This window comes from Bradyrhizobium sp. CW1, assembly GCF_023100665.1.
Taxonomy (GTDB): domain Bacteria; phylum Pseudomonadota; class Alphaproteobacteria; order Rhizobiales; family Xanthobacteraceae; genus Bradyrhizobium; species Bradyrhizobium canariense_D.
In genome coordinates this window covers 128723-142660 of record NZ_CP064685.1, presented here as the reverse complement: position 1 = coordinate 142660, position 13938 = coordinate 128723, and the positions used below count along the sequence as shown (strand labels likewise).

General features: G+C 59.5%; 14 protein-coding genes and 1 pseudogene. 8 read left to right on the top strand and 7 right to left on the bottom strand.

Annotated features, from left to right (window positions below; all coding sequences use genetic code 11):
- Positions 1-9 precede the first annotated feature (9 nt).
- Positions 10-753 carry a hypothetical protein gene (locus tag IVB54_RS40265; protein WP_247452978.1) on the bottom strand — a complete coding sequence of 248 codons (744 nt, stop codon included), beginning with the start codon at positions 751-753 and terminating at the stop codon, positions 10-12.
- A 370-nt stretch (positions 754-1123) separates the two neighbouring features.
- Here IVB54_RS40265 and IVB54_RS40260 point away from each other — a divergent pair, with 370 nt between their 5' ends.
- Both IVB54_RS40260 and IVB54_RS40255 read left to right on the top strand, forming a co-directional pair.
- Positions 1124-1309, top strand: a complete 186-nt coding sequence (locus tag IVB54_RS40260) for a hypothetical protein (RefSeq protein WP_247300085.1) — start codon at positions 1124-1126, stop codon at positions 1307-1309.
- A 369-nt stretch (positions 1310-1678) separates the two neighbouring features.
- Positions 1679-2137: a cupin domain-containing protein gene (locus IVB54_RS40255; protein ID WP_051113032.1), complete on the top strand. Its 459-nt coding sequence runs from the start codon at positions 1679-1681 to the stop codon at positions 2135-2137.
- Positions 2138-2206: 69 nt separating this feature from the next.
- On the opposite strand, the gene IVB54_RS40250 is transcribed toward IVB54_RS40255, so the two are convergent.
- The gene (locus tag IVB54_RS40250; RefSeq protein WP_247351119.1) at positions 2207-2473 is read right to left on the bottom strand and encodes a hypothetical protein; all 267 of its coding nucleotides are present in this window, start codon (positions 2471-2473) and stop codon (positions 2207-2209) included.
- 334 nt (positions 2474-2807) lie between these two features.
- Here IVB54_RS40250 and IVB54_RS40245 point away from each other — a divergent pair.
- Positions 2808-2918 (top strand): annotated as a pseudogene (locus tag IVB54_RS40245) (DNA ligase); the annotation flags it as partial.
- Between the two features lie 35 nt (positions 2919-2953).
- On the opposite strand, the gene IVB54_RS40240 reads toward IVB54_RS40245, so the two are convergent.
- On the bottom strand, positions 2954-3151 hold the full coding sequence (locus IVB54_RS40240) for a hypothetical protein (RefSeq protein ID WP_247300081.1): 198 nt from the start codon (positions 3149-3151) through the stop codon (positions 2954-2956).
- Positions 3152-3404: 253 nt separating this feature from the next.
- Here IVB54_RS40240 and IVB54_RS40235 point away from each other — a divergent pair, with 253 nt between their 5' ends.
- From IVB54_RS40235 to IVB54_RS40220, 4 genes are all read left to right on the top strand, one after another.
- Complete coding sequence (locus tag IVB54_RS40235; RefSeq protein ID WP_247370437.1) at positions 3405-3692, top strand: hypothetical protein; 288 nt, start codon at positions 3405-3407, stop codon at positions 3690-3692.
- Between the two features lie 305 nt (positions 3693-3997).
- The gene (locus tag IVB54_RS40230) at positions 3998-4699 is read left to right on the top strand and encodes a hypothetical protein (protein WP_247476681.1); all 702 of its coding nucleotides are present in this window, start codon (positions 3998-4000) and stop codon (positions 4697-4699) included.
- A 169-nt stretch (positions 4700-4868) separates the two neighbouring features.
- On the top strand, positions 4869-5096 hold the full coding sequence (locus IVB54_RS40225; RefSeq protein ID WP_247282199.1) for a hypothetical protein: 228 nt from the start codon (positions 4869-4871) through the stop codon (positions 5094-5096).
- A 489-nt stretch (positions 5097-5585) separates the two neighbouring features.
- Positions 5586-6074 (top strand): hypothetical protein, encoded by a 489-nt coding sequence (locus IVB54_RS40220; RefSeq protein WP_247476693.1) that lies wholly within the window; start codon positions 5586-5588, stop codon positions 6072-6074.
- 61 nt (positions 6075-6135) lie between these two features.
- Here the strand turns inward: IVB54_RS40220 and IVB54_RS40215 are convergent, their stop codons facing one another.
- The 4 genes from IVB54_RS40215 to IVB54_RS40200 all read right to left on the bottom strand — a co-directional run bounded on the left by IVB54_RS40215 (position 6136) and on the right by IVB54_RS40200 (position 11113).
- Positions 6136-7758 (bottom strand): hypothetical protein, encoded by a 1623-nt coding sequence (locus IVB54_RS40215; RefSeq protein WP_247777639.1) that lies wholly within the window; start codon positions 7756-7758, stop codon positions 6136-6138.
- A gap of 727 nt (positions 7759-8485) precedes the next feature.
- A complete protein-coding gene (locus tag IVB54_RS40210) occupies positions 8486-9058 on the bottom strand; it encodes a TetR/AcrR family transcriptional regulator (RefSeq protein WP_247777638.1) in 573 nt (190 codons plus the stop codon).
- 32 nt (positions 9059-9090) lie between these two features.
- Positions 9091-9645, bottom strand: coding sequence for a DUF302 domain-containing protein (locus IVB54_RS40205; protein WP_247376863.1), 555 nt, complete (start codon positions 9643-9645; stop codon positions 9091-9093).
- 4 nt (positions 9646-9649) lie between these two features.
- Positions 9650-11113: an amidase family protein gene (locus IVB54_RS40200; protein WP_247777637.1), complete on the bottom strand. Its 1464-nt coding sequence runs from the start codon at positions 11111-11113 to the stop codon at positions 9650-9652.
- 519 nt (positions 11114-11632) lie between these two features.
- On the opposite strand from IVB54_RS40200, the gene IVB54_RS40195 reads away from it, so the two are divergent.
- The gene (locus IVB54_RS40195; RefSeq protein ID WP_247777636.1) at positions 11633-13408 is read left to right on the top strand and encodes an adenylate/guanylate cyclase domain-containing protein; all 1776 of its coding nucleotides are present in this window, start codon (positions 11633-11635) and stop codon (positions 13406-13408) included.
- Positions 13409-13938: the final 530 nt, after the last annotated feature.

The window sequence follows — 13938 nt, the reverse complement described above, 5'->3', positions numbered from 1 at the left end:
GCGCGCCGTTTACGGAGTCGAGATCAATCCACTAGCTGTCGCTACAATCCACCGGTTGCCCCAACGCACGATCGAATCGATTCGCCCGATGCCGGGAACTGTATCGCCGCGCATTGCCATCCGAACCCCATCGGGCCCTCCGAGAACCGCCGTTCCGCCGCGAACGTCAAGAACGGTCCAACCCTCAATGGTTGCTGGTCTTGTCTCCGGGGCAGGCATGAGAGGCCCGCTGGGCGCTATCGAGCCGGTCGCCGTCATATCTGCTTCGATGGCCTGAGAAACGGTGCTCGATACGTCCACGGATTGATGAGGCCTGTCGGACCATGTGGCTGTAGGTTCGGCGGAAATGATCGCTCCATCCGCGGAGAATTGACTTACGCCTGGCGGTGTTCGCAAAGCCAAAGTCGATACCGTCTTTCGCGGGCCTCCGGTCCTGCGGCCTGACTTCGTTTCGGCGATTCGACGCGAAGGCGTTTCTGTCTGAGTGGTTGAATTGAGCGACGCGAAAGTTATAGGACCGTACCGACCAAAACCGGCAGCCCATCCCAACGCAAAACCAGCGATCACCGCGCCTGCGACCAGCCAATTGGTGCGCTTTCGATCGCCGTCTGCTTTCAATAATGCAAGAACCTCTTCTCGGCTGGCACTCGAGAAATCCCGCGCGCTCAGCGTCACACGCGCCATTGGGTCTTCGCTGGCTTCAGCGACCCTCGCCTCGATCTCTTCCAAGGTATTCGCCTGGCGCAATCGCATGATCGCATCCCTTGTCGCTCCCCAATGATCATGCTGCAAACTGAATCAATCATTAACGGCGAATGAGCCGCCAGATCAATATTGATTAGAACCATTGCGCAGCGGGCGACTAGAGGTGGGGTCATGAATCGCACGGCGGCGATAAGTTCAGCTTTCTTAACAGGGGATCCAGCCCGTCCGAACGGCACCGCTTAGCCTCAGCCTGCTTTAGAGGCTGATCAGCCGCGCCCTTTCTTGGTCCTTTCGCGGCGTCGGCTCTTTTGTTTGCGGCCCTGGCGTTCAGGTCATGGGGATCGTGCCAATGACGAGGCGTAAAGTCGCGACGCGGTGGAAGAGCGACTTGCTTTGGTGCGGATGGCGGTAAATCAGCTTGCTCTTCTTCGCCAGGCTGGACGTACGCAACATCCGCGCGCTCACCGGCAGCTGGCATATCCACTTTGATTGTGAATGGCAGGCGATCAGCCTTGTTACCGGCTACTATTGGCATGACCACATCGGCCGCGGGCGGCGGCCCGGATTTCTTCGCGGCTGCAGCAATAGCGCCCAGTCCAACTAGGCAAGCCACTCCAAGCACGACGATTCTAATCACGTGGCGGCTCCCCGTGCAGAGCGGCCCAACGGTCATGATCAGTTGGTCCAAAATGAGGCTGCTCGCTTGGTGTGGTTAACCCACGCAGCGTTAAGCTGAAACATGGGCTCGTGGGTTGGAGCAGTAGCTGAGTAAGCTTCGAGCGAGAAAATGCAACGGGCCGAGTTCTTCGATGTTTCGTCCGAGCGTTGGCAAGCCAAGGTCAGCGGAGCTGTCACTCTTGATCATAAATCTGCTAAGGCCTCCAATCGTTAGAATGCAGCAGCGGCAGGCTAACTTTCAGTTGACTTGCTTCACCGCTGGCACACGATGGTCGCTCACCAAAAGGAGGAGATCATGCTCAGTCGCTTGCTCGCTTCGGCTTTCGTCCTGGCAGGTGTGAACACAGCCATTGCCGATGATATGAAAATGCCGATTAACTCTGGTGAGCTTAAATGGGAGGCAGCACCACCCACCTTGCCGAAGGGGGCCGACATCGCGGTACTCTCGGGCGACCCGTCCAAAGAAGGGCTGTTCGTTCTCCGCCTAAGAATGCCAAGCGGTTATAAAATTCCCGCCCATAATCATCCAACAGATGAAGGCGCTACCGTCATATCGGGCAACTTTCACATCGGAATGGGCGACAAACTCGATGAGAAGAAAGCGATCGAGCTAACAGCGGGCGGATACGCCGAAGCGCCTGCCAAAATGAACCACTATGGTTGGACAAGTAGTCCTTCCGTTGTTCAAATTCATGGCCAAGGGCCACTCGGGATAACTTACGTCAATCCCGCAGACGATCCGAGTAAGAAGTAGCGAAGTAAACGAATCGTCTCTGTGTCGCGAGGCAAAAGAAAAGCCCGGACGGTGGTCCGGGCACATTTGTTAGTCGTTGTCGTGATGAATGACGGTTTTCTCTCGGCTGCCGTCCTCATTCTCTTTCTTGATGACCGTCGTTCTGTCACTTTCCCTATGCTCAGGCTCCCTGATGACCGTTGTGCGGTCCCGATCAACGGGTCGGTGCTCGTGAGACTCTCCGACTGTGACGCCTCCGCCGACCGGACCGGCCTGAACGCCGACACCGACTTCATCCGCGATTGCGGGTGTCGCGATTGCACTCACGATCGCCGCAGCAAACAAGTACTTGCGCATCCTATTCTCCTTCACTTCGTGAGTTGGAGAATGTCTGCGTGCGACAGTTCGTTCCAGAACAAGCGGTGTCAAGCTGCTCATTGTTTACGCAAGTTCCCGTTGCGGGTGAGGCCTTGGATTGGGCGGAACGATTGAGGTTTATCAAACCGCAGGTCTCTTCCGAGCATTGGTTGCGCCGTCTCTCGGAGTGGCTGAGTGGCATCGGATCTGAAGTTCTGGATGGGCGGGGCAGCATCGCGATGATGGCCGCCGATGCCGACTTTCGCAACGCATGGACGGATGCCAACGAAGCAGGCTCACGGGGCACGCGTTTCGTCGCTAAGCGGATCGCCCAAAGGGCCTCCGGGTCGCGCCGAAGCTGCTGGCCGAGGTCGAGTACCGCGCGAAGTGGGCGGAGAAGAAGGTCCGGCCACCCGATCTTCAAGGCCTGCGGGAAGATTTGTGATGGGTGCCTGGGATCGCCGCAGGAAGCAAGCCGACTCAGCGCTCGTTGCGCATGTAGGGGCTACGCTCGCTGATCTCCCGGAGAGCGGGATCGTCATATAGATCGACGCCTGCGGGTGCCCCTTGCTTGCCAAACGCATCGAAGCCGGCGCGCTGCTCCCGAATGGCGAGCATGGAGAAGAACACAATCACCACCCCAGCGACGGCGATCAACATCGACCAGCTGCGCTTCATGTGCGCCTCCGTCGGGCGAGAGCTCGCCTACGATACCGTACCGGTGGTCCGTTTGCGATGTTCGTTTACGCTAAGGCCTATCGTCGGATCCGGTTGCTCCAAGAACCGCGTGCTGCGCCGCAAACGCAGGCCCCTCGGCTGCGCCGTGGGCAGCGGTCGAACTCCTGCGTTCCTGTTTTAATTTTACTTTTTGAAACGAAGCGACAAGCACGGCCGTTTACGGTGCGTAAAATGAAGAAGGAGGAGGAAGACAATGAATACCACGCCTGTGAGACTTCTTATTGCAACAAGCGCCGCTGCCGGTCTCCTGGCCCTCTCCGCCGCGAGCGCCTCGGCCGCCATCGCATGCCAGGGGGATTTTTGCTGGCGCATTCATTCCCGCTATCCCTACCCGCCATCCCCGACCATCGTCATCCATCCTGATTATTGGAGGCCGCCGACTGCAACCATCGTTATTCACGAGCGCTGGCGTCCGGTCGAGCGCTTCACCCGAGAGTACATCGTTCGGGACTACGGCGGCTTCGACGATCCAGAATGGTAGTCAGGTCGCACATGGAAATGCGATCGCCCCAGCGGCACACAACGCTGGGCCGGTTTAATGATGGGCGGCGGAACAGCTTGCGCATTCGCGTGGGACCCGAGTTCCCGACTTGTGCCGCTCCCTCGGTCGGGAGCAAACCTTCCCGAACGGTTGGCAACCTCGGCTGCTGCACTGGGTTTTCAATTCGGACCGGGATGTCGTTCAGGCGCACAATGAATCCATGGCGCCGCCGGAATTGAGCCGCATGGCGGCCCATGTAGGCGCGAAGGGTCGTGGCGGGTGGGGCGCAACACCGGGAGTTTCTGATGTCCCGTCATTTGCGATCTTGCTTCGCCGGTTTGGCTCTTGTTGGAGGTCTTTCGGCGACACCTGCGGTCTCCGACCCGTTTGCCGACTTGTTCAATGCCGCTCCTCGCGAGCCCGCAGCGACCTCTTTGGCGCAACCGCAATGCTTGCCGCGACCCGGCAACACGACCGCGGACCGGGCGCATTGGGTCTATCGGTTCGACGGTCACCGTAAATGCTGGTTCCTGACCGAGGGTGTCGCGAAGGTGAAGAAGACAGTTCGTCATCGCGGGGCCGAAGATCGCACCGCCAGTTTGGACGAGAACGGGACTGCGCAGTCCAGGCACAGCGCGGTGGTTGATGCGCGCGCGGAGTTGCTGCGCTCCGCACCGGCCGAGCCGTTTCAGCCGCCTGCAGCCGAAATCAAGGTGGCTGATGCCGCTGCCGTGCTCGATATTGGCAACGCCAAGACGTCAGCGCAGAGCCGGCGGCTTCCGCCTGAGCACTCCGTGCCGGGCCAAGTCGACGTTGAGCAGCTCCTCGCGCCCGCGCTCGCCGGCTCCCCTCCAGCTTTGCTAGTGGGCGCGCGCGTTGCAGACGCGCACGACGAGGCACGCAGCTGGACGGCAACTTGGTCAGGTATGCTGCTGATAATGCTTGGTGGCTTCTCAATCCTAAGCTCGAGCCGCACGCTTCGGCGCGCGGTGAGATTACGCCAGTGAGGTAGCGCAATAGCTAGGCACGTACGCGTGTCGCCGCGCGATCGATGAATTCCAAGTATAGCCGAATTGCCACACGTACAAAGGTTCCGCCCGCCCACACTTAGTTTGCCCACCGCCTTAGACGGACATTCAATTACGATGACGGTCCCCGTTGGGATCGGATTGCGGAATGCGGTACAAAGCATTCGTGGTGGACAGCAGCCGACAAGTGATCTGCGTGGCGAAGCTCGACTGCATTGACGAGCAGGCGGCGCGGCGTCGAGCCGAGCAAATGCATGCCGAGCACGACGTTGAGCTTTGGCAAGGCGATCGATTTGTTGCTGTGTTCCGAGGTGCAACGACGAACGACAATGAGCGCGCGATCCTGAATAGACGGCCGGTCTCTCCGCCGAGTTGACATTCGAATATTGTGAGTCATGCCGGCCTGGCAGGCTGCCGACATGTCGCAGGGCCAAAGTCGCCGAGCATGCCCATAACACACCCCGTGTCTTCGGAACCGAGGTGCAGCTCAGGAACGGGTTTCGCGCTGAAAAACATTGAAGCGGTTGAACTTCGCGCGGCTGGGTTGGTCGAGAAGTGGCTCCAGACTCAGATATTGAACGATACCAGCATACTTGGTCTGGGCGAGCTTGAAGTCTCGCGCGAGAGCGCCGTCAGCCGCATGGCGGCAAGAGCGACTTCCTGATGTACTCGGAGGAAGCGGACACCGTCTACGAAGAAGAGGTAATGCTGGGAGCGTTGGACGAGAACCACATATCCGCACCATCGAATATTGGGGTGTTGAGCGGCAGCGTCGTCCCGGGTCAGAACACAGAGCCGTAATTGTCGCAGAGGGAATCACGAGCCGTTTTTCAACGTGCTACGGGTCCTCAATCGTTCAGTGCCGATGATCGCAGTGCAGGTCGGAGCTTTTAAGCTGGACGAAAGCAACGTGGTTCTTCATGGCGTCACTGTGTTGGACGTTACCGGAGAGACCCCTGAAGCACATACTTCGGAGGAGGCTGAACGAACGGATCGGAAGTATTGGGAGAAGAAGCGCGACTTTGCTTCATTGGCCGTCATGGACAAGATTGCAACCGCCCTGAAGGCGGCTGGGCTCGAGGAACGCCTGTCATCCAACAAGCATCACGTAGCACTTGGATCAACGGGTAATAACTTCTGTTGGTTTCACCCTCGCAGAACGGTTGGTTTCTGCCATATCCAAGATGAGCTCTGGCCTGAGGATGAGCATCTTTCAAATCTTCAAAAGGCCCGCATTGATGCTTCGGCTAGGAGCACGGATCGCATATCCTTCAGCATAAGCAACAAGACGGTGGATGAAAGGATCGGACCAATCGTCGAATCGCTAAGGCGTGCGAAAAGGCTAAGTCGCTGACAATGGCGCCGCTAACCGCTTCATCGCTGGTATTGCGGGCAGTGCATGACTATCAGGATAGTTAGCCACTCTGCTGACCCATTCCTTTTAGGAGGGTCTCCGGCACTTCGTGGGGCACCGCGGTCGACCTGATGTTCGCTTTGCCGAGCTCGTCCAAAACGGCAGGAGCTATACCCAGCGCCGACGACATAGCGTGGCGCAACTCTCGTGCCTGGTCGGGCGCGTGCTGCGCTAGAGTAGCAATCTGAGCGGAGGCCTGTGTTAGCTCTCTAATCACTCGAGTATATTCCTGCGGAGGATCCGGCAGCGACTTCACCAAACTAAAGAACGGGTCGGACCGAATATAACGTGCCGCAACATCAAGGAAGGGCTTCATGCAGCGCTCTCGGTCGGTGTAGTAACGTGCCTCCCAATGAAGACTTTCGTTATCAACGGTTATACTTTGAGCCGTCCAACTAACGTCGCTCGACGCAAACCGCTCGCTCGCGCTTGCCTCGATTGACAAATCGACGTGGCCAACGACTCCCGGCAAGTCAAAGACCAGGTTCGAACTGAAATCGTCTTCTCCGACGCCATAGTTGATGAGGACGTCCTGCAGGGCTGACGTAGATGGCTGGGCTGCATGATCGGTCGCCACTGTCGCCTGGACCGTGATGGATCCCTGCACGTTTGGCTGGTCCAGCTGCGCCGGTGGATTCAGGTCGACCCCATTAACTCGCCATCGGTATATGGGAAGGCCAAATCCACGCACAGTCGCAACGCAAGTCACTTTCTTCGGAGCGCTGTCGACAAACCACTTGTAGAGATCCTTTGGGCAGGTGAAGAAGGGTGACGTCAACGCCACCCCTTCATCCACGTGGAACGGCTTTCCCTCGGGGTCAAGCGAGAGCTTTACCTCCCGCCGCAATCCCTCCAAGAGTGGAAAAGGATTTTCGGTGGCGAGCTGGGGCGTGCTCCCCGGCCGGAAATACTTATTGATCAATTGCGAGAAGGCTGCGGTTGCGTCGCTCTTGCCTGTAAGGTTTTGATAAGTTTGCGCAAGGCTGTCCCCTCCCGCAGCAATGATGTCCGGAATGGAGTGGTTCAGTTGGTTCTTGAGATAGTAGAGAAACAGCAGGGACAATCCGAAGCTGAGCGGATTCTTGTCGGTGTTCTCGGAGGCATTGATCCACCGCGTGTCGCGGCTGGACTGCAACCAGCTGTTCACCCATGGCGTTCCGAAAAACAGTGAATACCCTGTTCCGAAGCGCTCGCGGGCGCAAAGCAACGACAGGCCCTCGCCATCGCTCTTACTCGCGTTCCAGGCGGCGTTTCCGTGCTGGTTGCGATAGCTGGCAAGGACCTCGACCAATTCAGCCACAAAAGACATGCAGCTGCTCTGACCTGCAGCAATCGCGTTCGCGTTTGCCGTCTGGTTGCCGATCTTGATGATCGTGTTGCCTCCCTTGTACCCGTTGTTGCTTGCCCCACCCGCTGCAAAGTCCGCAATGATTTGAACTGTGACGCGATTGTCGGGTCCAAATCCATCCGTGATTTTATACCAGCTAGCCAAGAGACCGAATTCAGCTTCACAGACTCCCAGGACTCGCTGAGCCCGCGAGATCGCGTTCGGATTGCCATCGGGGCCGAGCAGGGTTTCGTCGTACTGGATGTTGAAATGCGCAGTCTGTCCAAGCGTCTGCATCTCGGATGCTCCTGCAAAAATAAGCCCCATGGGACGAAAAGCACCACCAAGTATGCAGCAATCGGCCTGTTCGACGGGTAGCGATGCTACATCACTGGCTTCTTATCGCTACGTTACGCTAGACGGCGCTTTGCTTGTGAGAGCCAGTTCACAGTTTTGGTTGTTCGCGCATTATTAAATGCGCACGGGTAAATGAGCTCCGGATAAAGGAACTCGAAAAGTCGGGTTCCTGTTGAACAGGTCGAGCGCATCGGCAGACCATGCGCGACTGGTTTAGGGTCGTTGCCCCAGGCTGAACATCTTCTTCGAGAGGGAAGGCCGAGAGCGGCGCACAGGAGACGCAATTCGTTGCACTCTCCGACTCGGAAGCAGATCCAGGCAGGTATTTTCCTCTGAAAGCCTTGTTTGACACCGTCCCCTAGCGCGCAGCAACCAAAGACCTCAAGGACGAAGACGCGAAGCGCATTAATGAGATGCAATCCGTGTTTAAGGAAATGCGAGTGCCGGTGCAGTATTCGACGATCGAGGACCGCGCCACGGTTGCGACCATATTTGAGCGCGTGAATCGACAAGGTGTGGCGGTAGACACCCTGCAGCTTCTATCAGCCATGGACCGAGGTCGGCTTATCTCCTCAAGTCAGACATAGCGGCCCTGCAAACGAAGGTCGGCGACGGGCCAGAAAGGAAAGTCTTTTCGCACCTCTCCGCCCTTCCTAATCTAGCAAGATCAAACTCGCGCCAAGTGCAACGCGGCCTCAACGCCGCCTTCCAGGATCTGGTCCGCCTGGACAGCGTCGGGGACGGCCCGCGCGAACTGGAGGGTGCCCACCATGAGGCCGAAGATGGCGGTCGCGCGGCGGCGGCTCGCTGCAGAATCGGCATCCGGAAGCAGTGCGGCCAGAGACGAAACGTAGCTTCGCAGCGCTTTCTCGTAGTCCTGCCGAGTGGACAGGGGCTGGCGGGCGATTTCCGGGAGCAACGCCGCCGAAGGGCACCCTTCCGCCGGGTCTTCGAGGTGAGCGCGGTTGAGGTATCTCCGGATCGCCCCCTCGAGGGCCAGGCCCCTCCGCTGATCCTCATCGAGGCGATGTTGTTGGTCGCTGAGCGCGCTCGCCAGCGCCTCGCGAACGAGCGCGTCTTTGGACTCGAAGTGCGGAGAGAATGCGCCTTTGGTCAGGCCGGCCTCGCCCATGATCCCGGCGATCCCGGCGGCGGAGATGCCGTCTCGGCGCACGCACTTCGACGCCACATCGATGATGTGCCGTCGCGTCGCTGCTTTATGACCTTTCTCAAAACGCATCTTCTCTCCACTCCACCAATATCCCGCAGCCGTTAGGCTGCAGCCGCTTCCAACAGGGCTTGGAGGTCGCGATCAAGCTGCTGGGCTACTGCATCGACATTATCGCTGCCAAACTGACCGAAAACGGATGCTGGTCGATCATATTCAAACGCGACACCGCCATCGTCATCCTCGCGCAATAGGACGCGAATGGGCGCATATAGCCCCGCAGACAGTTGATGGCGGGTCATCTTGGCTGCGGTGAGCGGATTTCCGATATCGAACTGGATGGATCGGCGCGTCAGCCCAGCAATAGCCAGGAGTGCCCCATGGTCACGCTGACTGAAAATGGTGAGCGGCGGACCGGCCTCCAACTCTCGCAGCGCGCGCGTGCCTTCACCGTATCGCAGGAGAGTGAAGATCCCGTCATCGATGCGGGGTGCCAAGGTCGCGAGCTTGGCACGAACGTCCTCGAAAGGCTTTGTTGAGCGGATGGTGACGTGCTCGACCGGAATGGCCGCGTTGAGTGCAGTGCATTGGCCATCTATTGATCCTCTAATCGGTTGTCGTTGTTTGCAGGCGGTCCCTTCGCCACGCGAAGCGGCCACTTCGTTAGATCGCACTCGACTTGCCGCCCAAGATGCCTTCGATGCCGCGGGCAAGGTTTAGAAGCTCCCGGTCGCGCCCTAAGGGAGCATCCAGCTCGAGCCCAATCGGCAGCCCCGCGCGAGACAAGCCAACAGGAAGGCTGATACCCGGCAGCCCCACGCTGCTCGCCGACACGGTGTGGTTCGCCAAAGCGAGGTAGCTGACTTCCTGCCCCGCGATATGGACGGTCGCCCGCTCCTCGATCAGAGGCGCCGTGCAGGGCGTGGTCGGTTGCAGAATGACCAGCGCCCCATGAGAGACGAACGCCGTGTTGAGCCGTCGCTGGATTTCCGGGCGGCTCACGTTGAGCGCTGTCTGGTAGGCCTCTGCCGAGGTAGCGCCCGCACCGCCTGGCAGTACGATGTGCCCCCACGCCTGCCGAAGTTGGGGCTTAAGGCCCTCGTAAATGGCCTCGAACGTGGTCGGAATGTCATGGCGGCGAAGAAATTCCGAAACTGCGCCCATCGTCTCATGAGCGAAGATGCCCCACGTCGCAGTTTGGACGAGGGCATTGAAGTCTTCGCCAAGGTCTACTTCAACGACCTCGGCGCCGGCCTCCTGCAGCCGCCGAACCACCACGCGGAAGCGGGTCTCGACTTCGGAGTCCACCAGATCCAGGAACTGTCGCGGCGCGAAGGCCAGCCGGGCTCCCTTCAGGCCGTTGCCGTCGGAGAACTCCGCAGCCTCTTCACCAGTCACGACCTGATCCACCAGAATGCAGTCCTCAACGCTTCGGGCGAATACGCCCGTCGTGTCGAGCGTATGGGAGATCGGCGCAACGCCGTAGCGCGGCCAACGCCCGGTCGTTGGCTTGAAGCCCACGACGCCACAGAACGATGCGGGTACCCGGATGGACCCAACGGTGTCACCGCCCAAGGACGCGGGAACGAGCCCAGCGGCCACGGATGCGGCGGAGCCGCTCGACGAGCCGCCCGACACGCGATCTCGTGCGTGCGGATTCTTCACCTGGCCGTAACGTGCGTTGTGACCGGTCAAGCCGTACGACATCTCGACGAGGTTGTTCTTGCCGAAGACCAAAGCCCCCGCACCCTTAATGGCCCGGACAGCGTCGGCATCTTCGCGCGGCACGAAATGAGAGAGGCCTTCGACGCCCAGGCTGGTAGGCAGTCCTTTCGTCAAATAGCTGTCCTTCACCCCGAGGGGCACGCCAAGGAGCGGGGCCGCCGAGCCGGCCGCACGCGCCTTGTCCGCGTCCCTCGCGGCCTCGAGCACAGCGACCTCGTCGATGGTGATGAAGGCGTTCAGCTCGGCAAGCGCTCGGGCGCGCTGCAGAAGCGCAGTAGTGTAGACTTCCGACGTGATGTCGCCGTTGCCAACCGCTGCTGCAGCGGCTGCGAGCCCAAGCGAGGTGAGATCTGTGGTGTCTCGCGATGCAAACTGGCGTGCAGTGGCGATCATGTCTTCCATGAGATCCTCGCAAAGAGCTGTTAGGCGGCATGCCGCTGCCGCCAAACAGCGGCTCAGCTCAATGCCATTACGGTCATAATATGAAATTACGGTCGTACTGCAATGGTGATTTTCGCGTCCATGCTCTGTTGCGGGACACGTGTTCGTGAGGTGCCGATGACACAGTTGATCGATGGGAGCAATCAAGCGTTCGACGAATGACCATCAGTGACGCACGGCCTGAACGCACCCTCTATTCGCGCTTTCAACCCCCGGCGCGATTGCTGGCCTACGTCATACCGAAGCAGGGGCGGCGTTTGTCGGGCCGAGTAGATGACTTCTGCATTGGGTCAAAGGCGGCGGTCGGACCCGGACTTGGGACGACTTCCGCTCTACCTCTCGCTCCAGACATGTCACTGCGGTGTGCCAACCGACGTGATGGGCGATCAACGGACATTTCGACCGCGATCCTCATCGTCGACTCCCTTGGCACCTGCACCCAAATGCGTAGACTGGCCCCGAACAAGCCAGGAGAGAGCTTTGGCGATCGAGCGGCCAAACCGACGGCTGACGACAATCCTGGCGGCCGATGCAGCCGGCTACAGTCGGCTTGTGGGAATTGACGAGGAAGGCACGCTCGATCGCCTCCGGACCATCCGCAAGGATCTCATCGATCCTATGATCGCCGCCCATCGCGGGCGTATCGTCAAAACGACTGGGGATGGCTTGCTGGCCGAGTTCGCCTCGGTCGTGGATGCAGTTCGTTCGGCCATCGATATGCAACAGGTCATGGCTGAGAGCAACTCTGGCCTCGTACAGGACAGGCGCATCGAGTTCCGCGTCGGCATCAATCTTGGTGACGTGGTCGTGGAGGACGATGGCGACCTCATGGGCGATGGTGTCAATGTGGCTGCGCGGCTCGAAGGGATTGCCGAGCCTGGTGGTATTTGCTTGTCCAGTGCGGCCTATGACCAGGTACGTGGCAAACTCGATATCGCTGCGCAAGATCGCGGGCAGCAGCAACTGAAGAACATCGCCGAGCTCGTGCAGATCTATTCGATTTCAGCCGCGCACCCCGCAGCAGCGGCGCCGCACACGACCGTCGCACCGCGGCTCTCCATCGTTGTCCTGCCCTTCGTCAATCTCAATGGCAACAGCGAGCAGGACTACTTCGTCGACGGTGTCACTGAAAGCCTCACAACCGACCTGTCGCGTATTCCTGGCGCCTTCGTCATAGCTCGCAACACTGCCTTCACTTTCAAAGGCAAGCCAGTGGACGTCCGGGTGATCGGGCGAGAACTTGGTGTGCGCTACGTGATGGAAGGCAGCGTGCAGGGTGGCGGGGACCGCATTCGCGTCAACGCGCAGCTCATCGACACGGAAACCGGCGCACACCTCTGGGCCGAGCGCTTCGACAAGCCGCGCGCCGATATCTTCGACATGCAGGACGAAATCACCACGCGCCTCGCCCGGACCGTGGGTGTCGAGCTCGTTGCAGCAGAGGGCCGCCGCGCCGAACGCGAACGACCGAACAATATGGATGCCGGGGACTTGGCCATGCGCGGCTGGGCAATCCTCAACCAACCCTTGTCGCTGCGCCGCGACAGCGCCGCGTGTGACCTGTTCGACGCGGCGCTCCGGTTGGACGATCGCAACGTCGAGGCGTTGGTCGGTCTTGCTTTCTATCATGGCAACCACCTTCGCACCTTCGCCTCGACCAATCGGGACGAACAGCTACGTATCGCCCACATGGCCATCACTGAGGCACTGAGGCTTGCTCCCTCCAACGCTTTAGCCCATTTCGTTCACGCCAATCTCCTCCATGTCTCAGGCGCGACGGAACGCGCGCTGCGCGAACTTCAGTTCGCTATTGCGCTCGATCGTAATCTAGCTTGGGCCCATGCTGATGCAGGCTTTTTGAAGGTTCTACTGGGGCGAGCTGAAGAGGCAGAAGCTGACCTCACAAAGGCGATCCGGCTTAGCCCACGGGACCCTGCGCTCGATCGCTGGTATGCCCTACTCGGTATCGCCGACCTGTTCCTCGGCAGGCTCAACTCAGCGTTGGATCGGCTCCGCAAATCGGTCGACATGAATCCGAACGTCGCGATGGCTCATTTTTTTCTAGCCGCGGCGTTCGCGCTGAGCGGCCGCGCTGCCGATGCGCGGGAGGAGCGGAATGCCGGCCTCGAGCTGGACCCGCACTTTACTGTTGCAAGATTTCGAAACGAGCGACGCAGTGAAAACCCGACCTTCCTGGCCCAGCGCGAGCGCATCTACGAGGGCCTAAGCTTGGCAGGCGTGCCAGCGGGCAATTAGAGTTTGTAGGGGCAGGCGGCTAAGTAGTTCCCGGAAATCAGCACTTTCCTAGCAGGCGGTCGCCCAGCGGCACAAGTTGCCTGCTAACGTCAAGAGCGTCGAACTGCTGGCCGCCGTGGCCGGTCTCGCCTCACCTCCCGACGCGGCTGACGCCATCGCGATCTAGGCCTTCAGGCCATCAGCGGACTTGCATGCGGGAACAAAGAGGACGGCCACTGAGGTGTGTCTACTTTCCACCCCTTAAGACACGAAACCGCGGGATCGCCAATTTGTCAGGCGGGCCGCGAACCGCGGTCAGGGCTGTATCGCTCCGCTGAGCGCGCTTGCAGTTGGGGCAGACGAAAAGGTGGGCGATTATCGGTTCTAGAGTATCTCGCACCAGATCCGAGCGAAACCATCTCATGGGGGTGCGGCAATTCGCACAGTCCGGGTGTTCGAACTGCCCAAGTGCTTCCTTTTGCCGGTCCATGCCCGCTCCCCATTGTTCGGGAAACAGTAGCAAGGCAGACCAAATCGCGACGTATCAAACG

Bases quoted from the DNA above. Each gene is read 5' to 3' on its own strand.
- IVB54_RS40265 (WP_247452978.1), bottom strand. From the start codon at position 753: ATGCGATTGCGCCAGGCGAATACCTTGGAAGAGATCGAGGCGAGGGTC.
- IVB54_RS40255 (WP_051113032.1), top strand. From the start codon at position 1,679: ATGCTCAGTCGCTTGCTCGCTTCGGCTTTCGTCCTGGCAGGTGTGAAC.
- IVB54_RS40250 (WP_247351119.1), bottom strand. From the start codon at position 2,473: ATGCGCAAGTACTTGTTTGCTGCGGCGATCGTGAGTGCAATCGCGACA.
- IVB54_RS40240 (WP_247300081.1), bottom strand. From the start codon at position 3,151: ATGAAGCGCAGCTGGTCGATGTTGATCGCCGTCGCTGGGGTGGTGATT.
- IVB54_RS40235 (WP_247370437.1), top strand. From the start codon at position 3,405: ATGAATACCACGCCTGTGAGACTTCTTATTGCAACAAGCGCCGCTGCC.
- IVB54_RS40230 (WP_247476681.1), top strand. From the start codon at position 3,998: ATGTCCCGTCATTTGCGATCTTGCTTCGCCGGTTTGGCTCTTGTTGGA.
- IVB54_RS40225 (WP_247282199.1), top strand. From the start codon at position 4,869: ATGCGGTACAAAGCATTCGTGGTGGACAGCAGCCGACAAGTGATCTGC.
- IVB54_RS40220 (WP_247476693.1), top strand. From the start codon at position 5,586: ATGATCGCAGTGCAGGTCGGAGCTTTTAAGCTGGACGAAAGCAACGTG.
- IVB54_RS40215 (WP_247777639.1), bottom strand. From the start codon at position 7,758: ATGCAGACGCTTGGACAGACTGCGCATTTCAACATCCAGTACGACGAA.
- IVB54_RS40210 (WP_247777638.1), bottom strand. From the start codon at position 9,058: ATGCGTTTTGAGAAAGGTCATAAAGCAGCGACGCGACGGCACATCATC.
- IVB54_RS40200 (WP_247777637.1), bottom strand. From the start codon at position 11,113: ATGGAAGACATGATCGCCACTGCACGCCAGTTTGCATCGCGAGACACC.